At 39.4% G+C, this 20,194-nt stretch carries 22 protein-coding genes; 11 read left to right on the forward strand and 11 right to left on the reverse strand.

Annotation, left to right across the window (positions count from 1 at the left end; genetic code table 11):
• The first annotated feature begins 99 nt into the window (after window positions 1-99).
• From B9T33_RS04560 to B9T33_RS04575, 4 genes are all read left to right on the forward strand, one after another.
• Window positions 100-534 carry an SMI1/KNR4 family protein gene (locus B9T33_RS04560; RefSeq protein WP_171263571.1) on the forward strand — a complete coding sequence of 145 codons (435 nt, stop codon included), beginning with the start codon at window positions 100-102 and terminating at the stop codon, window positions 532-534.
• Window positions 535-687: 153 nt separating this feature from the next.
• Window positions 688-1,032 (forward strand): hypothetical protein, encoded by a 345-nt coding sequence (locus B9T33_RS04565; protein WP_086177772.1) that lies wholly within the window; start codon window positions 688-690, stop codon window positions 1,030-1,032.
• Between the two features lie 150 nt (window positions 1,033-1,182).
• Entirely contained in the window at window positions 1,183-1,884 is a 702-nt protein-coding gene (locus B9T33_RS04570; RefSeq protein ID WP_086177773.1) for a VIT1/CCC1 transporter family protein, read from the forward strand.
• Between the two features lie 161 nt (window positions 1,885-2,045).
• On the forward strand, window positions 2,046-3,257 hold the full coding sequence (locus B9T33_RS04575; protein WP_086177774.1) for a YeeE/YedE family protein: 1,212 nt from the start codon (window positions 2,046-2,048) through the stop codon (window positions 3,255-3,257).
• Between the two features lie 88 nt (window positions 3,258-3,345).
• On the opposite strand, the gene B9T33_RS04580 is transcribed toward B9T33_RS04575, so the two are convergent.
• From B9T33_RS04580 to B9T33_RS04590, 3 genes are all read right to left on the reverse strand, one after another.
• Entirely contained in the window at window positions 3,346-3,864 is a 519-nt protein-coding gene (locus B9T33_RS04580) for a hypothetical protein (protein ID WP_086177775.1), read from the reverse strand.
• 54 nt (window positions 3,865-3,918) lie between these two features.
• Window positions 3,919-4,698, reverse strand: a complete 780-nt coding sequence (locus B9T33_RS04585) for a TIGR03915 family putative DNA repair protein (RefSeq protein WP_086177776.1) — start codon at window positions 4,696-4,698, stop codon at window positions 3,919-3,921.
• Window positions 4,699-4,765: 67 nt separating this feature from the next.
• Entirely contained in the window at window positions 4,766-6,025 is a 1,260-nt protein-coding gene (locus tag B9T33_RS04590) for a putative DNA modification/repair radical SAM protein (RefSeq protein WP_086177777.1), read from the reverse strand.
• A gap of 203 nt (window positions 6,026-6,228) precedes the next feature.
• On the opposite strand from B9T33_RS04590, the gene B9T33_RS04595 reads away from it, so the two are divergent.
• Window positions 6,229-7,272 (forward strand): NAD(P)H-dependent flavin oxidoreductase, encoded by a 1,044-nt coding sequence (locus B9T33_RS04595; RefSeq protein ID WP_086177778.1) that lies wholly within the window; start codon window positions 6,229-6,231, stop codon window positions 7,270-7,272.
• 67 nt (window positions 7,273-7,339) lie between these two features.
• On the opposite strand, the gene dusB is transcribed toward B9T33_RS04595, so the two are convergent.
• On the reverse strand, window positions 7,340-8,344 hold the full coding sequence (gene dusB / locus B9T33_RS04600; protein ID WP_265733590.1) for a tRNA dihydrouridine synthase DusB: 1,005 nt from the start codon (window positions 8,342-8,344) through the stop codon (window positions 7,340-7,342).
• 437 nt (window positions 8,345-8,781) lie between these two features.
• Between dusB and B9T33_RS04605 the strand changes: the two genes are divergently transcribed.
• On the forward strand, window positions 8,782-9,153 hold the full coding sequence (locus B9T33_RS04605; protein WP_086177780.1) for a hypothetical protein: 372 nt from the start codon (window positions 8,782-8,784) through the stop codon (window positions 9,151-9,153).
• Window positions 9,154-9,477: 324 nt separating this feature from the next.
• On the forward strand, window positions 9,478-9,657 hold the full coding sequence (locus tag B9T33_RS04610) for a hypothetical protein (protein ID WP_086177781.1): 180 nt from the start codon (window positions 9,478-9,480) through the stop codon (window positions 9,655-9,657).
• Window positions 9,658-9,720: 63 nt separating this feature from the next.
• Here B9T33_RS04610 and B9T33_RS04615 read toward each other — a convergent pair whose 3' ends face one another.
• A complete protein-coding gene (locus tag B9T33_RS04615; RefSeq protein ID WP_086177872.1) occupies window positions 9,721-9,930 on the reverse strand; it encodes a hypothetical protein in 210 nt (69 codons plus the stop codon).
• 120 nt (window positions 9,931-10,050) lie between these two features.
• Window positions 10,051-10,233, reverse strand: a complete 183-nt coding sequence (locus B9T33_RS04620) for a hypothetical protein (RefSeq protein WP_086177782.1) — start codon at window positions 10,231-10,233, stop codon at window positions 10,051-10,053.
• Between the two features lie 274 nt (window positions 10,234-10,507).
• Between B9T33_RS04620 and B9T33_RS04625 the strand changes: the two genes are divergently transcribed.
• From B9T33_RS04625 to B9T33_RS04635, 3 genes are all read left to right on the forward strand, one after another.
• Window positions 10,508-11,713 (forward strand): DUF1615 domain-containing protein, encoded by a 1,206-nt coding sequence (locus B9T33_RS04625; RefSeq protein WP_086177783.1) that lies wholly within the window; start codon window positions 10,508-10,510, stop codon window positions 11,711-11,713.
• Window positions 11,680-12,309 carry an HAD family hydrolase gene (locus B9T33_RS04630; RefSeq protein ID WP_086177784.1) on the forward strand — a complete coding sequence of 210 codons (630 nt, stop codon included), beginning with the start codon at window positions 11,680-11,682 and terminating at the stop codon, window positions 12,307-12,309. The genes B9T33_RS04625 and B9T33_RS04630 overlap by 34 nt, the downstream gene beginning before the upstream one ends.
• A gap of 175 nt (window positions 12,310-12,484) precedes the next feature.
• Window positions 12,485-12,688 carry a hypothetical protein gene (locus B9T33_RS04635; protein WP_086177785.1) on the forward strand — a complete coding sequence of 68 codons (204 nt, stop codon included), beginning with the start codon at window positions 12,485-12,487 and terminating at the stop codon, window positions 12,686-12,688.
• A gap of 82 nt (window positions 12,689-12,770) precedes the next feature.
• On the opposite strand, the gene B9T33_RS04640 is transcribed toward B9T33_RS04635, so the two are convergent.
• Both B9T33_RS04640 and B9T33_RS04645 read right to left on the reverse strand, forming a co-directional pair.
• Entirely contained in the window at window positions 12,771-13,865 is a 1,095-nt protein-coding gene (locus B9T33_RS04640; protein WP_086177786.1) for a fatty acid desaturase family protein, read from the reverse strand.
• A 12-nt stretch (window positions 13,866-13,877) separates the two neighbouring features.
• Complete coding sequence (locus B9T33_RS04645; RefSeq protein ID WP_086177787.1) at window positions 13,878-14,945, reverse strand: ferredoxin reductase; 1,068 nt, start codon at window positions 14,943-14,945, stop codon at window positions 13,878-13,880.
• A gap of 144 nt (window positions 14,946-15,089) precedes the next feature.
• Here B9T33_RS04645 and fabR point away from each other — a divergent pair, with 144 nt between their 5' ends.
• Window positions 15,090-15,788, forward strand: coding sequence for an HTH-type transcriptional repressor FabR (fabR, locus tag B9T33_RS04650; protein WP_086177788.1), 699 nt, complete (start codon window positions 15,090-15,092; stop codon window positions 15,786-15,788).
• Between the two features lie 66 nt (window positions 15,789-15,854).
• Here fabR and B9T33_RS04655 read toward each other — a convergent pair whose 3' ends face one another.
• The 3 genes from B9T33_RS04655 to rapA all read right to left on the reverse strand — a co-directional run bounded on the left by B9T33_RS04655 (window position 15,855) and on the right by rapA (window position 20,149).
• Entirely contained in the window at window positions 15,855-16,676 is an 822-nt protein-coding gene (locus B9T33_RS04655; RefSeq protein ID WP_086177789.1) for an alpha/beta fold hydrolase, read from the reverse strand.
• A gap of 105 nt (window positions 16,677-16,781) precedes the next feature.
• Window positions 16,782-17,045 carry a PAAR domain-containing protein gene (locus tag B9T33_RS04660; RefSeq protein ID WP_086177790.1) on the reverse strand — a complete coding sequence of 88 codons (264 nt, stop codon included), beginning with the start codon at window positions 17,043-17,045 and terminating at the stop codon, window positions 16,782-16,784.
• A gap of 266 nt (window positions 17,046-17,311) precedes the next feature.
• Window positions 17,312-20,149 (reverse strand): RNA polymerase-associated protein RapA, encoded by a 2,838-nt coding sequence (gene rapA / locus B9T33_RS04665; RefSeq protein ID WP_086177791.1) that lies wholly within the window; start codon window positions 20,147-20,149, stop codon window positions 17,312-17,314.
• Window positions 20,150-20,194: the final 45 nt, after the last annotated feature.

Here is a 20,194-nt window from a genome sequence, read left to right on the forward strand (position 1 = left end):
CAGGCTTTTTTATTGTCTACAACATAATCAAAATAACGTTGACTTCAATCTAAGCCTAAATTATTAATATAAATACAAAAATATATGAAGAATGCGATTATGCCCTTTCCATTAGACTATAAATTTATTATCGCCACTGAAGAACAATTAGGTTTCAATTTTCCGGAACAGTATAAAGCCAAAATGCAAATTGATAATGGCGGCGAATTCGGCATTAGCATGTCAGACTCTGATGAATATGAAGAAGGAGATGAAATAGAAGCTTGGTGGCTTTTTCCCTTCCAAGACACCAGCGATATAAAACGAATTAAGCGCACAATGGGTCATCTTGTAGAAGAAAACAAATCAATTCGTGAAATCGAGGATTTCCCTGCCAATAGTGTTGCCATTGCACATAACGATGCAGGTGATTATTTATTGATGCGGGCCGAAAACACACAATTGACAGAAGAAATTTATTTATGGCGTCATGATGACAGTGAATTTATCTACCTCATTGCAGCTTCTATCAAGGACCTCATTCAAAATGAGTGATTAAATCCTGACTAAAATCAACGTTCCAAAGGTAAAGCAAAATGGATAAAAATTACACTAAATCAACAATTTTTGATCGATATTTGAATATTTTTTCAGCTAATATTATTTCAGCCCTTGCTACAGGGCATAACAAAAATGAGGAATAACACCATGAATAAATTACTTGTTGCTTTAGGTCTAGCTGCGACTGTTGCTCTTGTTGGCTGTAATAAAGATAAAGCGCCTGAAACGGGCGCTACAACTGGCGAACACATAGAAAATGCTGCTGACCAAGCAGGCCATGATATTGCAAATGCAACTTCTGAAGCAGCTTCTGCAACAGCTACTGCCGTTGATAATGCTGCTCATGATACCGCTGTTGCTGCTGACAACGCTGCTGAACATGCTGAAGCTGCTGCACACAATGCAAAAGAAGCGGCTAAAGAGGCAACTGCTGCGACTGCTGGTGCAGTTGAACAAGGTGCTGCAAATGTGAAAGAAAAAGCACAGCAATAATCTTTGCAAAAGAGAGCTCCTATTCAGGGGCTTTTTTTGTCTGTAATTGCTGAAATATCAGAAAAAATTGTATAAAAGTGACTTGAAGTTTAACCCTATTCGGTTCACCCTATTGCAAACTTTTTAATAACAATTCATTAAGAGCAAATAATGTCATATTCACATCATTCAGAATCACACTATATGCACAGAACAGGTTGGCTCCGTGCGTCTGTACTGGGTGCGAATGATGGCATTATCTCAGTCACCAGTTTAATTATGGGCATGGCAGCCAGCGGCGCATCTAGTCACACCCTACTCATAACCTGTATTGCCGGATTAATTTCTGGTGCAACTTCTATGGCAGCTGGCGAATATATTTCTGTGAAATCGCAAGAAGATGTCGAAAAAGCCGATTTGCATATGGAACATAAAGAATTACAAAAGAATCCTGAGTTAGAACTTAAAGAACTCACTCAAATTTACATCCATAGGGGCTTGGAACCAACACTTGCTCATGAGGTAGCAGTTCAATTAACTGCGCATGATGCACTTGAAGCCCATGCTCGAGATGAAATTGGCATTCACGACAACACCTCAGCCAAACCTGTTCAAGCCGCTTTATCTTCAGCAGCAGCATTCTCGATCGGTGCCTTATTTCCAATGGTAGCGATACTGATCAGCACTGAACAACATATTGAAAAAGTCGTGATGGGCGTTGGCGTTTTATCTTTGGCGATTTTAGGAGCACTAGCCAGTTATGCTGCAGGTACTTCCCTACTTAAAGGCTGTTTACGCGTTGTACTTTGGGGTATTGCAGCGATGCTGTTCTCGAGCTGGATTGGTTCATTATTTAATGTAAATCCTATTTAATATCCTAAGCAGACACAATTTAAAAGCTTTATTATCAATTTTACAAATATTCTAAATCAGATATACACAGCAATATTTGCATGATTATTCAACAATATTTATTTTTACAATATATAAAAACCGTAAAATAGAAACACTTTCTTTTTTTCGCATTTTCTCCCATGTCTATTATTGCAGCGCCAGCCAATCGATCGAACATATCGATTTGGGTGGCCTTTATTTTTTTAATTATCGGTACTATTGGTGCATATCAAATCGTTGGTATTAACCAAGCATTGCTTTTCCTCGTGGGTGGTGCTTTAGGTATGACGCTTTATCATGCGTCATTCGGCTTTACCTCAAGCTGGCGCGTTTTTCTTAAAGAACGTCGTGGTCGTGGCCTACGTGCACAAATGATCATGCTAGCTTTAGCTGTCTTGCTGTTCTTTCCAGCGCTAGGCGCAGGCGAACTTTTTGGCAACCCTGTTAAAGGGAACGTCAATCCCGTTTCTATGTCAGTGATGATTGGTGCTTTTATCTTTGGTATTGGCATGCAACTCGGCGGTGGCTGTGCTTCAGGTACACTGTATACCGTCGGTGCTGGTAGTGCGCGTATGATTGTTACGCTCATTTTCTTCTGTACAGGCTCTTTGATTGCCACTTCACATATTCAATGGTGGTTTGATCTTCCACACTTTGAACCGATTTCTTTGGTAAAAAGTTTAGGTGTCGTGCCTGCTCTATTGTTGAACTTTGTGCTATTCGCGATTATTGCAGCGGCAACGGTGTACTTTGAGAAAAAGCGACATGGCAATCTCGAAGTTGAGCCGCAAAGTGTAAATCATGGCTGGAAACGTTTCCTCCGTGGTCCTTGGCCATTGGTGTGGGGCGGCATTATCCTGACAGTACTGAACTTTGCAACGCTTGCACTTGCTGGCCGTCCTTGGGGTGTCACTTCTGCCCTTGCAGTTTGGGCTGCAAAATCTGCCAGCCTAATGGGTATTGATGTGGCTTCATGGGCCTACTGGCAGCAACCTGCGAATGCCAAATCATTGGCTGAGTCGTTATGGTTTGATGTAACGTCAATGATGAACTTCGGCATTATGTTGGGTGCACTCTTAGCAGCAAGTCTTGCGGGTAAATTTGCGCCAAACTTTAATATTCCTAAACGCTCGCTTTTAGCTGCCGTGATTGGTGGTTTGTTATTAGGTTATGGCGCACGTTTGGCCTATGGTTGTAACATTGGCGCATATTTCAGTGGTATTGCTTCAGGTAGTTTACACGGCTGGTTATGGTTAATCTTCGCATTTATTGGTAATGGTATTGGCGTTAAACTTCGCCCAATCTTCTTCCCAGGCGAACGTCCACAACTTGAAAAACTTACAGGTTGTTAAAAACGAATAGGCTGTTAAAAGCAAAAAAGCCCCTTCATTAGGGGCTTTTTTATGGCTGAAATTTAAAGCTTATGCATTTTCGTACTTATTATTTTAGAGCCGCCTTTAAATTACAACCATATTGCATGGTCTCTTGTGCCTGCTTATAAGTGGTGTAGCGGTTGATAATAAAATCATAAAACTGATCGCTATTTGCAAACACTTGACTCAAATCTTCATTGCCCGCATTTGGCAATTTCACAGCGTTTACTTTATCCAAATTAAAATGCCCGAGATGATACATCTCTGCAAAATAGCCATTCATAACATCGCAATAAGCGACCTTAGACGGCTTTAAAGCCGTACTTGCCACAAAGTGCTGATTCAAACTTTTTAAATTATTTACATCTAAAGCAGACTGATCTGAAAACGCTAGACTCTCTACTTTTTTGAGTTGAGCAAAATCGGAAGCTAATTTTTGATTTAACTGTTCAAAGCGTTGTTGTAAAGCTGCCCTATCTGCCACTTGATAGCTTTGTGGATTTAAAGTCTTCTTTTCCTGTTCATTGGCAGAACATGCCGTCAGCATCACCGTCGTTAATACAGTTGCAACAAGAAATAATTTCATCAATACATCACTCAAAAACAATCAAAAGCACGATCATTATGCCTGAAATTTCCACTAAAGGTTTTTCTCATTCATATAACGCCAATAGCGTTTGGGAACATATTGAATATGCAGTTTCATATTTTTGCGCGCTTCAATATTGACGCTACGGAAATAGTCTTTCCACAATTGATCATACAGCACCTCTTCATCATCCAACTCAATGCTGAAAGACTGGCTATGACCAATTTCGATTTGCTGATCAATTACATGCGCATCCATATTAACCTGATGCACCTGCTTCAAATCATAATAAATCCCGTAATTTCGCTGCTCATCATAAATCAGCCAACGCTGATCTTGATAACGTGCCTTAAAATGCCATTCTATAATCGGTAGCACATTAAAGTCAGGTTTGACCAAACTTAAAAACAGGCCGTCTTTGCATTTTTTAAAGCGCACAAACGCTTCCATACGATGCTTTTCTCGCCCCACTTGCTTGGCCCATTGGCTCATGCCCAGCACATCAACATGACCATAATTTTTTGACACATCACGCTGCGTTTGAAATACATAAACCGCAAAATTAAAGCAATGCTGAAAGGACTCTTGCTGCTCAGACAAAAAGGCATAATAAAACTGCTTTAATGCACTTTCAGAAGCTTTGAGTTTTAGTCCTTGCCAGACTCGCTGTGCCTGCTCATCTGAACTCGTAACATCAATCAGTTCGGCAAACAAACCTTTTTGCACATTTGCATCAGTAGATACCTGCACATCAAATTCTTTAAATTGAAAAGCACGAAATATACAGCTAAGTAATCCAGTCATCGTGCCATCAAAGCGATAAATACTCACACAACTATCCTACCCACTTATGCAAGCAATGCACTAAATGGTTCTTAATACGCAATGCCTGAATCATTTAAAAACCCAAATTGAGTTGTGGACTGATTTGCTGCGTATATTTAGATTGACCACTCTGTAAAATTTGCTGACGAATTTGATGAGGCTGCTGCTCACGAATGAATTTTGGCGTATCTTCACAGCGAATAAAATGCTGTGCGCGGTTATATGCCACGCCCATACGCTTAAGCTGATCGATATGAATTTTGCCAAAGCGGCGCGCTTGCACAATTTTCTTGGCTGAACGCACACCAATTCCGGGAACGCGTAAAATCATTTGATAATCCGCCCTGTTTATATCGACAGGAAAAGCTTCAGGATGACGTAACGCCCAGCCAAGTTTCGGGTCGATATCCAGTTCTAAATTTGGGTGTTCCTCATCGACCAATTCAGTCGCTTCAAAACCATAAAATCGCATGAGCCAATCACTTTGATACAAGCGATTTTCACGCAGCAATGGCGGTGCAGAACCAACCGCAGGTAAAGCCCGTTCTTCCTCATTGATCGGGATATAACCTGAGTAATACACACGTTTCAGCTTAAATTCTTTGTAATGCCGATCCGCCATTAAAATCACATCACGATCTGACTCTTGATGCGCACCCACCACCATTTGTGTGGTTTGACCAGCAGGCACAAATTTCGGCACAGAACGAATCACTTTACGTTCATCTTTGAGTTGAATCAGGCGATCACGTACCACGCCCAAATCTTTTTGTACTTCTGCATGGGTTTTCTCAGGTGCAAATTTTTTCAAGCCATCTTCAGTCGGCATTTCCAAATTAATACTCATGCGATCGACATACAGACCTGCTTCGGTAATGATTTCTTGCGATGCACCTGGAATGGTTTTTAGGTGGATATAACCATTAAAGTTTTCTTCAAGACGTAATTTTTTCACCACTTGTAGCATACGCTCCATGGTGTAATCCGCAGATTTAAAAATTCCTGAGCTCAGAAATAAGCCTTCAATATAATTACGACGATAGAAATTCATGGTCAAATCGACCACTTCCTGCACAGTAAATGCCGCTCGTTTGACGTCATTGCTGCGCCGTGACACACAATAGGCACAGTCAAAAATACACACGTTTGAAAATAGGATTTTCAACAAAGAGACACAGCGACCATCTTCGGTATAGCTATGACAAATTCCATGACCAGTATTGCCTAGACCTTTGTCTTTATTTTGGCGTTTGCTGCCGCTGGAAGAACACGACACATCATATTTAGCCGCATCTGCCAATATTTGCAGCTTTTCACGGATACGTTCAGACATGGGAGTTATCTAGAATTCAAAAAATATTTAATAGTTATTTTAAAACGCTAAGGTTTAATTTCCATGTTGTTGATCACTAACACGACATGAGGTGTCGTTTTATTTTTTATAAGTCGATTTGGGTATTCAATGACGAAATAACGAATATTATTTGCTTAATTAAGTCGGCTTCGGCAAAGTAAATAAAGTGACTGGAGTATCGCATGACTTTACTAGAAAAACTCGGCATCAAACATCCTATTTTACTTGCGCCTATGGCGGGTGTTTCCACCCCTGCACTTGCAGCAGAAGTATCTAACCAAGGCGGTTTAGGTTCTCTTGGTCTGGGTGCAAGTAGTGTTGAAAATGCAAGAAAACAAATTTTGCAGACTCAGGAACTCACTGATAATCCTTTTCAAGTCAATTTTTTCTGCCATGACAGCGTTGAATTGGATGAACAAGTCGCTGCACGTTGGATAGGTCAATTTAAGCCATTATTTACAGAATTTAATGCTAAATTGCCCGAAGCACTTAATTGCATCTATCCAAGCTTTAAAGACAATGATCATTTCTTAAATTTGGTGCTGGAAACTCGCCCTAAGGCAGTGAGCTTTCATTTTGGTATACCGCATCCACATCAAATTCAAGCATTGAAACAGGCTGGCATTATTACGATGGTGTCTGCAACCAATTTAGCAGAAGCTAAAATGATTGAAGCCGCTGGTATTGATATTGTCATTGCACAAGGCATTGAAGCTGGCGGGCATCGCGGGATATTTAATGAAAGTTTTGATAGCAGTGTTAAAACACATGACCTAATTCAACTGCTCAAACAGCATATTCAATGTCCAATTATAGCTGCCGGCGGTATTATGAATGGTCATCAGGCTTATCGTATTATGGAATTGGGGGCTGATGCGGTACAACTTGGAACTGCATTTGTACAATGTAAAAGCTCGAATGCCAATGATGCCTACCGTAAAGCTTTGTTTGATTCACCAATTACCCAAATTACCACCAGCATTTCAGGTCGACCTGCACGTGGCATTATTAATAATTGGCATACTGATATCGATACACCTGACCGTCCAACTGTCCCAGCGTATCCTTATACTTATGATCTAGCTAAGCAATTGCATACGGCAGCGAGCCAACATGGCGTACAAGCGTATGGCGCATTTTGGGCAGGAACCAATGTGTCACAAATACGTGAACTAGAAGCGACAGATCTCATCAATCAATTGGTTTTAGAAATGCGTTTTAATTAATACAAAATCTAATTGAAGTGCCGTATAAAAAGACCCTCATTTTGAGGGCCTTTTTTTTGATAATCTATTATTTGGTTTCAAGTAAATTTACCTGATCGACCTGTACATCACTCATAATTTGCCCATGTTCAAGCAAATTATTAAAATAGTCTTCGACCACTTTAAACTGATCTGCGGTAGATTCAACTTTATACATGTTTTGACGAAATTCGTTGCTTGAGCGCAAGCCTTTGGTGTACCACGCAATATGCTTTCGTGAAATTCGGCAACCTGAATATTCACCGTAAAAACCATAAAGCTCAGATAAATGTCCAAGCAATACATCACGCACTTCAGTAATACTCGGAGCTGCTAAATGCTCACCTGTTTTTAAATAATGCCCCATTTCACGGAAAATCCATGGACGGCCTTGGGCCGCACGTCCAATCATGACAGCATCTGCACCTGTATAGTCCAAGACATATTTGGCTTTTTCAGGTGTATCGATATCACCATTGGCAATGACTGGAATCGTCAACAGCGACTTCACTTCTTTAATAAGGCTGTAACGTGCGGTATTGAGATACATGTCTTCGCGGGTACGTCCATGCAGTGATAATGCTGCAATTCCTGCCTCTTCTGCCCGTTTAGCCACCCTTAGAATATTTTCGTGACCATTCAAATATCCTAGACGAGTTTTTAAAGTTACAGGCACGTCGACAGCAGCTACTACTGTATCTAAAATTCGAGCAACCAAATCTTCATCTTTGAGCAGTGCTGAACCTGCCAATTTATTACAGACTTTTTTGGCTGGACAACCCATATTAATGTCAACAATTTGTGCGCCATTCGCGACTTGATAACGTGCCGCCTCTGCAAGTTCAGCAGGATCAGAACCTGCAATTTGTGCTGAAATAGGTGCAATTTCACCATCAAAATTTGCACGATATAGACTCTTTTTGCTCATACGCAAAGTTTTGTCTGCCGTCATCATTTCGCTGACTGCATGACCTGCGCCAAAGTATTTACACAGTGTTCTAAAAGGTCTGTCAGTTACACCCGCCATTGGTGCCACCCAAAGTTTTCTTTCGATTGGACGATCGAATAATTCTTGAATAACTGGATGTTGACTCAATGTGTAAACCTCTAGGTCTTAATATGGTGCAAAAAATGAGTGCCTATTCGCAACGAAACTGCATGATCAACGAACTAATACATGTTCAACAGATTACGAATAGCGAAAAATGAGTAAATCATTTAGCAATACGACATGAGAACTCATGACGAAGAATCTAAACTGTGTAGATTTGGAATTCAAATGAGAAAATTGATAACGCACCATTTTCAAGCCCATAGTTTAGTGATTTTGACTCGAAATTTCCATGCCTAAGGCTTATTTCGTAGCTAACTCAATATGACTAACCATATATATGTCTATATGCTCGTCAATTAAATCATAGCATTGTGGACCTAAGTGCTATATTAATTCAATGATGCAATTAAGCTTGCTATGCAATCTGGGAAAACTGAATGTTAAAAATTAAAATCGTATTAGTCATATGCTTAACTTTAGGTCTTGCTGCTTGCCAAAAACCCAATGAAGAGATTTCTTCTGCCGAAGCCGCAACCACACAAAACAATACAGCATCTTCCGCACAAATCGCTTTTACTCAATCAGATGAAAAAATCGGGTATTATTTAGATCAACTGGATGCACCGAATATATCAATAGATGATAAAACTAAAATCTTATGTCAGGACTACCCGAACGAATATAAAAAGCACTATATGCCAGCCATGTTGCAACTTGCATCACAAGACTATACACAAGAAAAAATGCTCAATGACCTACAAATCTCAATTGACTACTATCGTGAAAAACTCAATATCCGTTGTACATAATAAGTATTTTTTCATCATGTCGTCATAATGCAGCGATAGATTTGAGCTAAGCAAAAAGTTTCATCTTTTGCTGTAATAACAACGTAAAATACACTTCCCGATTCATTCGGGTTTTCTTTTTTTTATACTCTTTAAATAATCTAAAATGGTCATTTATTTTAACTAAAGCCAAAATCGTGATTTACTTCAAACTATTGAACCAATTTGATATTTAACGCATCCCACCTAAACATTTGAGAAACATAAACCCTAATTATTATTACACTTTTAACATAACTTACCCATTAAATTATGTCTTCCATAAAATGAACAGATGAATACATTATGAAAACTTTAAATAAAGTTCTTTTCGCTACTATTATTTCTACTGCTGCCGCTACTGCATTTGCCGCTGAAGAACAAAAAGTTGAAGCTGCTGCATCTGAGGTTCAAACAACTGAAGTTGCTCAAGATGCGACTGAAGCTGTTGAAGCTCCTGCTGCTTCAGAAGCTGCGGCAAAATAATTTAGATTATTTTGTAAAAACCCACTGAATGTGGGTTTTTTATTGCAAAAAATAAATCTTTCGCTAACGCCATTTCAATCGATTGAGCTGACGATTACGCCGATTCAATCCTAATATTTCTTTACGTTCCTGAATATCGTCCACAGTAAAATTGAGCTGTAGTGCAAGGACATCTACAGTTAAATGTGAATTTTCGATTAAATAGCAGTCTTGTTCAGTCGACCAAATTACAGAAGAAATCAGCAGTTTTGATTTGAGGGGATACTTTGACATGTCAACATTATAAAATAAATATGCTGGTACAACAAAAAAACCCACTATCAAGTGAGCTTTTTTAAATAGTCAAAAATCTAAGGTCTGAACAAATTACTATATTATTTCAAAAACTTAAACTTATAAGCTTTCATCTTTAGTAATAAGTACTGAGGTCAAAATAGGTACGCCAAAACAAGGGAGTAATAACAAAATCCAATACTCCACCATTGGTTTGTCAAAACCAAAATTGATAATCAATGCACCAAGAATCATCACAAGTGCAATTAACCCCAAGAAAATATTGAAAAATTTAGCTGGCATTCGAATCCCCTTAAAAGTTTATGGTTTTAACTTAGTATACACATTTGATTTTAATAATCTGTGAAAAATAGATTGAATAAACCTTATAGAAATCCTAAATCTGTGTTTTTTTCCAATAATTACGCATGAATCGTTTGTTTTTAAAAGTTTTATTCACTAAAAAATATTGACAGCAGATTTCTCTCAATATACATAATACTCCATCACTTTTGTGATTCGCATAGTATACTGCTCAAGCTTCTTTGCCCGCTTCGTGGCTGAGTTTTTGGAAAATATGAATAAACCTTTTTCGTCTGCTTTAAGCTTTAAATCTTTATCTGTAATTGCTTTATCCATAGGACTAAGTGCCTGTGGCAATGGTTCATGGTGGTCAAAAGATGAACCAACCATGGAACCTGAGCAGATTAAGAAAGCTATTCCGCCTCGTGTCAATGAGCGTTTATCTTGGGCCACTGATATTTATGATATTAGTGATCAGCTCGGTATTCCAACCACCAAAGAAAATGTCTGTACGATTGTTGCGGTAGTCGACCAAGAGTCTAACTTTGTCGCAGACCCTCAAGTGCCTGGACTCGGCGAAAAAGCAGTTAAAGAAGTACAAGATCGTCTAGAAGAAAAGTTTAAAGACAAATTGGGCGATGGTATCGGTGGTACTGTTGCAGGCTATTTCCAAGATGTTTTAAAAAATCAGCCTAGCCCTGAAGATAACTATTTAAGCCAGATGCGACGTGTTAAAACTGAACGTGAACTTGATGAGTTGTATCGTGAAATATTTGACTACATGTCCAAACATTATCATGTCAGTGCATTAACAGGTGCGGCGAAACTGGTCGGTCAAGACATTGGTGAAAAACTAAATCCAATTACAACACTTGGCTCTATGCAAGTTCATATTGGTTATGCGAAAGACCATAAGCGTCAAGGTGGTAATATTGCTGCGCTTCGTACAGACATGTATAGCCAATACGGTGGGCTGTATTACGGCATCCATCGTCTCATGATGTATCCTGCTGAATATGACAAACCCATTTACCGTTTTGCCGATTATAATTCTGGACGGTATTCAAGCCGAAATGCTGCCTTTCAAAGTATGCTGAATGACTTAACTCCAGCAGAACTGAGTTTGGACGGTGATTTACTGCTTTACAATAAAGATGGTTCACCACGTTCTGCAAAAAGCCAGTCTGAAACAGCACTAATTGCAGTGTTTGCTGAAAATAATGTTATTGCAACTCCACGCCAAATTCGTTCAGATTTGAAAAAAGAAAAAGATGATGATTTTGAAGATACGCTCACCTATAAAGCGGTCAAAAAACTGTATCAAGAAAAAACAGGCAAACAACCGTTTTATGCCATGATGCCTGAAGTGGTTATCTCTGGGCCAAAACTCAGCCGTGACTACAATACCAATTGGTTTGCTACTCGTGTGAATGGACGTTATCAAACATGTATGAGCCGCATCAAAAACTTAAAGCTCTAGCATTATTCGATTTTGATGGAACCCTGTGCAATAAAGACAGTTTCACAGGGTTTATTTTCTATTCACTTTCAAAACGACATATCGTAAGACAAGGGATAAAAATATTACCTTGGATCCAAGGTTATTATTTAAATTTATACCCAGCGCACGCCATGCGCCCTCGCCTGTATGCAGCTATGTTTAGCCAAACGGATCAGCAGAAGATACTGAAACTTGCTGAAAACTATGCTGAACAATTGATGACCCAATTAGATCCGCCGTTATATCAACAGCTCAAACGTCATCAGCAACTTGGTCATGAAGTTGTGCTGGTTTCTGCTTCAGTTGACCTATATTTAAAGCCTATTGCGCATAAACTGGGTGTACACCTCATTTGTACGGAAACCGCTTTTCAAAATCAAAAACTTACCGGTCTATATCAAACAGTGGACTGCAGTGGTGAACAAAAGAAACTTCGTGTATTAGAGCAATTTAATCTACAAGAATATGATCAAGTTTATGCTTATGGTAATAGCGATGAAGACCTTGCTATGTTTGAACTTGCTACTCATCATTTCATGAATGGACAAGATAAATGCCTGCCAACGCTGGACTAAATAGACAAATGTACAGCAATAATTTAACCAGATTTAACAATCAAGCATTTAAAATTAAGTCATTCTAATATATAAATATATTGATACATTTCTACTTTCACTCCGTATATATTCCGTGTTACTTTTCACAATAATTAAAAATTATGCGGTCCAACATTACAAGACGGAATAGAATATGAATCAATTCAATCCCCCAAAATATGTAAAAGGCCTTAATCTTAAATTTGGCGAAAATCCATTCGTTTTATTTGCACAGTTTGCTTTCTCCGCGACACGCCAAATGTGGACGAAAGAAGAAATTGAGCAAGTCATTCGTGCCGCTAAAAAAGGCAATTACATGAACCTCATGAAAATCCTGCAATTTCATATCAAGAAATAACATCCAAATAACCTCTAAAAATTTCGCATAAAAAAGCCATACAATTGCATGGCTTTTTTATCACTCAATAAATTACGTCAGATTATTTTTTAAATGGGAACGCGTACTTCACAATGCGTTTAATCACACTGCCGTACTGTTTCACTAAGCTGGCATTGTTATAATTCAAACCATATTTTTCACATACTGCTTGAACTTTTGGCGCCATTTTACGGTAACGACGTGCAGGCACATCTGGATATAAGTGGTGCTCAATTTGATGGCTTAAGTGGCCTGTCAAAATATGAAACGCTTCAGAACCTGTTAGGTTTGAAGAACCACGAATTTGGCGCATATACCAATGACCACGGCTTTCATTTTGTAGTACTGATTTTGGGAACACTTCAACGTCTTTGGTAAAGTGACCACAGAAAATAATACTGAATGTCCAAACATTACGAATGCCATTTGCCACCAAGTTACCTGTGAATACAGGCAAAGCAGCAGGACCCGCAATCAAAGGAAAGAAGAAATAATCTTTAAAGAATTGCTTACCAATTTTCTTCTGCGTTGGTTTCCACTCTTCAACAAATTGCTTCCACGTTTTACGCTTATATATGACCTTACCAATTTCAAGGTTTTGAATTGCAACACCCCACTGGAAAAGCAAGCAGAACGGAATACTGTAAAGCGGCTGTAAAAGATTGCCCGGTTTCCAACGTTGCTCTGGGAATAGACGCACTAAACCATAACCGATGTCATCATCCATACCTTTGATGTTGGTATAAGTATGATGCTTATAGTTATGCGTTTGACGCCAGTTGTCTGCTGTACCAACAATATCCCATTCATATGTTGGGCCATGGAATTTTGGATCATTCATCCAGTCATATTGACCATGCATAACATTATGACCAAGTTCCATGTTTTCCATAATTTTGGCAAAGCCAAGCAAGCCTGTACCGAGTAACCAAGCTGGTGGGAACCATCCAGCAAATAACAGCGCACGACCAGCCAAAGACGAATAACGGATAGTTGAATAAACACGGCGGATATACTTGGCATCTTTCTCGCCAATATCATCTAGCACTTCTTGTTTGATTGCATCGAGTTCACGTGCAAGCTCATCTAATTGAGTCTGAGTCAGTTCACGGTTTTTAGGGTTTTTAAAATATTCAATTTTTACAGGCATATTCATGATTTTTCTACCTTATAAATCAATAACAAGATCAGACTGTGCTGAATTCACACAAATTTTTAGCGTATTACCCGGTTCGGCGTTTTGCGCACCATTTAATAAATTCTTGGTCGCACCTTCGGCTTTATTGCACACACACTTGTTGCAAATCCCCATGCGACAACCATGCGCGGGCTTCACATTTTGCTGTTCCAAACTCGCCAAAATAGACTGGCCTTTAGGAATGCTCACGGTTTTATTCGATTTGGTTAAAGTAATATTTACAAAACCAATTTCATCATTTGCCAATGTACTCATGCTGAATGCTTCACTCATAAAGCATTGTGCATGACCGAATAATGCTTCAGCTTGTGCAACAAAACCTGAAGGACCACATGCATATACAGTATGCCCTGCAATATTTTCTATTTTCGCCGCGTAACTTTCATTTAAACGTGCATCTGCATGTTCTTCTTGGGTGAAGAAAATTTGATATTGGAAATTTGGATACCGATGTGCAAACTCTTCAAAACGTGCTTTAAATGCTGCATCGACGTGATTTTTCACCCAATACATCAGTTGAATCGGTTGTTCTGCAAACTGCTTGGTTTGGCTCAAGCTTTTTAACATGCTGAGCATAGGCGTAATACCACTGCCCGCTGCAAGTAAAAGCAATGGACTTGGCGCTTTAGCCAAAGTCATATCGCCAAAAGGTTGACCGAATTCAATAATGTCTTCAACTTGTGCTTGCTCAACAAGCCATGAGCTGGCGATACCTGCATTTACTTTCTTAACTGTAAGCAAAACATGCTGATCATCCAGTTTAGTCAAACTATAGGTACGTTCATAGCGAATACCATTCACTGTAATAAACACAGGATGATGCTGACCCGCTAGCCCAAATTTAAATAAACGGTTGACCTGAATTGTGAGGCTAACCATCTCATTTGCTGCATTTTCCTTCTGCACAATCTTGCCTAAAGCCTGATTTCCAGACCACAAAGGATTAAATTTCTGTAACCAGAAGTTCACCGCATTCACGTCTATAACACTGTCTTTCAGTGCATTTAAAGGCTTTTTCGCTTTCTCGAGTACATGCATAGTCAAATACATCTCATGGGAGGTTTTTAATTATTATACACATGTATATATATTTGTATATACAAACGTACATTTTATATGCATTCTCACAAAAGCTATTAGCAAACGCTATAATATGTTAATGTTTTTAATCTATTGAAAAATATGACGCAGTCTGCACAGACAAATATGGGTAATATGTACCAAGAAGATTTACATTCAGAAGCTGAAGCACCACTTGCTGTTCGCACAGTCGGTCGAAAAGCCACCATTACCAAGGAAGAACTGTTTCAGGCAGCGCTTAATCTCATTGGTCCACAAAAAAGCATTTCTTCATTAAGCTTACGTGAAGTTGCACGTGAGGCTGGAATTGCGCCCAATAGCTTTTATCGTCACTTTAAAGATATTGATGAATTAGCGATTGAATTGATTGACCGTGCAGGTGGCGTTTTACGTCAGATTTTGCATGAAGCTCGTCTTAAAGCATCTCGTCAAAGCAGTATTATTCGTAGTTCAGTCGAAGTTTTTATTGAACAGCTTGATGAGGATGAAGGTAATCTCAGCTTACTCCTACGTGAAGGTTACACAGGTTCACATTCTTATAAAAATGCCGTGGAGCGTCAGTTAAATTACTTCCAACAAGAGTTGAAAGAAGATTTAATTTTGCTAGAGCGTTTAAATCAGAGCAAGTTGGCACACCCTGACATCGTTGCCATGGGTATTACTCAATTGGTGTTTAATATGGGTGCTAAAGTCATCGATATGCCCGCTGAAGAACGTAAAGAAGTTGCTGAACAAACCATGATTATGATTCGTATGATTCTTGAAGGTGCGCGTCATTTAGATGAAGCTCAGATTCGGTAATTCATCGTATTTGGAATTAAAAAAGAGACCATTAAGGTCTCTTTTTTTGTGCAAAATTTTGAGCGATCAGGAAGCAAATTTCAAATTACCTTGCTGATTCAAATGATCCATTACCCATCGTGCCGTTTTTTCGGGTTGTTCTAAGGGAAACATGTGCCCACCTTGCAGGACTGAATATTCAATTTTATAAATTTTTTGCATGGCTTGAGGAAAACCTTGTTTATAAAAAGGGCTGTGCTCTGCCGTGATTAAATGAATCGGCAACTGTGGTGCTTTACGCGGTGTACGCCACCACCATGCTGGCACAGTTTTAAAAATCTCGGCTTCGATTAACTTAGGTATTCGCAAAGTCACTCCGCCACGCACAAGATCAGGTTGGATACCTGAATCAAAATAATCCTGAAAACACTGATCATCAAAATCTTTAAATAAACGATTATTTCTTAATGCTTCAAAAGCTTGTGCTTTATCGCTCCAATGATCTTTACGTTTCAAGGTTAAACCTGATGGTGTGAATTTATGAATCGTTTTTAGATTTAACTTTTTCACTAATTCAAAAATAGCGGCATACCGACCAATCACAAATGGAGGATCCATAATGAGTAATTGCGAAAATAAATCTGGTCGTTTATAAGCCGCCATTAAGGTGACTAAGGAACCAAAAGAATGCCCTAAGCCCACGACTTTTTGCTGCGGGAATTGCTGTTCAATATCATCAATCACTTGATCAACTAAATATCGCCAGTCTTTAGTGATCGGATAACGCTCATCCATGCCAATCATTGGAATTGCTTTTACATCAAATTCAACAGCAAGACCTGATAGAAATTTTTGGTAACTCTCTGCTGGTATTCCATTTGCATGGGTGAAATGTATTGCTGTTTTCATGAATATCGCTGAATGAGGAGATGACTGCCCTAGCTTAAAGTGATTTTAGGCAGTGAACGAGTGCTAATCACTCCAACAGCATGACCTGAAAGTCAGGTATTTTAATTACTTCTGTGAACCGACCATATTTTGATTCGGTAGAAAAGATGCACCACACGTCGTTTTATCACCCGCAATCACCACACCGCGCCCCTTCACCGTGGTACTTTGGTCCGCAGCAATGGCAGTAACGGTTGTTTTGCATTTAGGACAATAATGCTTCATACCATTTAAGTGCACTGCAATTCCATTAATTACAAATGATGATTCGCATTCAGTGACAACGCCGCCATGAGAAGTTTTACTACCTAAAGTAATTAATGATTTCATTTTTATATTCTTTTGATGATGTGTTGAAATTCGCAGGAATTTTAGCGTAAGTCGCCTTAACTCTCCAGCACCGTACGGCTTTAGTGACAGTTTAATTCGCTACATTTTGTAAGGACATTGCCACTCTTTACGCTTTTTCAGCTTTATTATTTTTATAGTTCCTAAATAATCTCAAATTTTTCGCTACTGTTCTTTTGGAGTTTTTATTTTTCAACCATAAAAAAAGCACCCGAAGGTGCTTTTAGGCTTTATTCAATAAGAATAACTTACGGCTTAACCACGACCATAATTTGAATCGCTTCTGGTGTCACTGCCAGACCATCAAGAAGATTTAAACCTTCTTGTTGGAATTTTTTCAAGCGTGCAATTTCATCTTCGCGGATGCTTGGATTGAATTGTTTAAGGTAAGTCAAACGGTCAATTTCATATTGCCATTTGCTGCCATACATTTCTTTGGCTTGCTGTTTAAATTGTGGCAATGCACCACGTGCAATTTCAAGCGCCTGTGTATAACGTTGTTCAATGATTTCACGACGTGCTTTTACCACTTGGCGGCAACTGTTGCCATCTAAATGATGTAAATACGGACGTAAAATTTCAGGAGCAATTTTTTGTGATAAGTCTTGACCTTTTTCACTCAACAATACACGTACTAATTGCTGTGGCAAGCTTGCTGGGAGATTCAATGCTTTAGGTGCAACGACATCTACCTTAAACCAAACTTCCATTAACACCGAACCTTGTGGTAATGCAGCAGATTTCAACACTGCTACGTTGGTACTACCAAAGCTTTGGGTATTGATCATTTCCATCACACTTTCAGTGAATGGATGTTCAAGCGTTAAGTACTGCGCATCTTCACGAATTTGAGCTTGATCGCGATAGAAAGTCGCTGTCATGCCTTCTTCATCAAGTGTCAAACCTTGTACTTGCATTTGATCTGTTGGTTTGATGATAACCGTACCATTACTTTGCTCATCAAAATCAATGTTTGTAGACGCCATAAAGCGTTTCATAAACATTGGCAAAGTCGTGTTGTCATCATAATCTTCAAGTGCTGTCACAATTTCTTGCGCCACGATAGGACGACATGAATTGTACTCAAGCAAACGGTCACGCCCTTCTTGAAGTTCAGCTTCTAAAGCTTCACGTTGCACGCCAACAGCTTCAAGTAAATCTTCAAATACTTGACCTTTGTCGGCAAGCAAACAATCTTTCAGGTCAACAATAAAGTTTTCCTGTAACGTCTGTGCAGTTGGTGAAATATTGCAGAAAATATTTAACGCTTCGTTATACCAACGGAACATACGTTCTTGTGCTGTTCCAATCAGGTATGGCACATGAATTTGAATACGGTTTTCTTGACCAATACGATCTAAACGACCGATACGTTGTTCGAGCACATCTGGGTTTGCAGATAAATCAAATAACACAAGATCAGATGCAAACTGGAAGTTACGACCTTCAGAGCCAATTTCTGAACATAGCAAGATTTGAGCACCGTAAGACTCTTCAGCAAAATAGGCTGCTGCTTGGTCACGCTCAAGCAAGCTCATGCCTTCATGGAACATGGCAGTACGAATACCTGCATGTAAACGAAGGACATTTTCCAGTGATTCAACTACTGGACCACTACGTGCAATTAATAATACTTTTTTGTGTTTCAAGTCTGTGCGTAGACGTTCCATTAACCACATTACACGTGGGTCATGTTCCATCCATGAGCCATCAAGCTGCGCTTCTTCAGGCCACATTTGTTCACGTAGTTTACCGTCTTTAGACCAGTTTTCTGGTGCAGGAAGTGGCGCTGGCTGACAGTCACGACCAGGGAAGCCTTGAATCGCTTCACGGGTATTACGGAACAAAATACGACCGGTACCATGACGATCTAATAGTTCGTGAATAGCACGGAAACGCTGTTCAGGATCATCACTAATACGATGACCTAACAAAGCTTCAATCGCTGCGAAATGCCCTTCTTCAAGCGGCAGATCTGACATTAAGACTTCAGCAATTTTAGCCGTTTGATGATATTGCTCTTCTTCATCTAAGAAGCGATCAAGTGAACTAAAACGCTGTGGATCGAGTAAACGTAAACGTGCAAAGTGACTTTCCACACCCAATTGTTCAGGTGTCGCTGTTAGCAATAATACGCCCGGTGTTTTTTCAGCAAGTTCTTCAACGAGGTCATAACGGTCATTTCCGCCTTCTTCTTCTGACCACATTAAATGATGTGCTTCATCGACTACCAACAAGTCAAAACCAGCTTCTAGCGCTTGTTCACGCAAGTCGTCATGGTCGATCATCAAATCGACACTGGCAATAATGCATTGCTCAGTTAGGAAAGGATTTAAATCTGGATCATGTTCTTTAATCGATGCTGTACGGGTTAAATCAAACAATGAAAATTGCAAATTGAAACGACGACGCATTTCAATCATCCATTGATACTGCAATGAATCTGGAACCAAAATGAGGATACGTTCAGCACGACCTGTTTTAAGCTGTTGATGAATAATCAAACCCGCTTCAATGGTCTTACCTAAGCCAACTTCATCGGCAAGTAATACACGTGGCGCAAAACGTTTACCGACTTCATGCGCGATATAAAGTTGATGTGGAATCAAACCAACTCGTGAACCAACCAAACCACGAAGTGGGCTTGATTTCATATTGGCTTGTAATAGCAATGCTTCAATACGTAGGTCGTACCATTCTTTATAGTCAACTTGGCTTGCAAGTAAACGGTCTAATGGTTTTGCTAACTGAATGCTCGCGCCAATACGCGTTTCATTGAGAGATTTACGTTCTTCTGTACCATCTGTATGTTTGCGGACTGCGTTATAACGCACCACACCACCGCGGTCTTCAAGCGATTCAACGACCCAAATTTGACCTTCTTGGTCTTGGACTTCGTCATTCACATTGAAAATGATACGAGATAAAGGTGCATTGTGGCGGGCATATACACGAGTTTCATCACTTTTAGGGAATAATATGCTGACCGATCGCTCATCAACATCAATAAGAACTCCTAAACCCAGTTCTGTTTCTGTATCTGATAACCAACGTTGACCAATAGCAAACTGCTGCAATTTTTCCACCTTTTTTCTCAAGTTAGGTCTGAAAATCTTAAGCTCAAACTCTGA

Origin of the sequence: Acinetobacter sp. ANC 5054 (genome assembly GCF_002135295.1) — a bacterium.
GTDB lineage: Bacteria > Pseudomonadota > Gammaproteobacteria > Pseudomonadales > Moraxellaceae > Acinetobacter.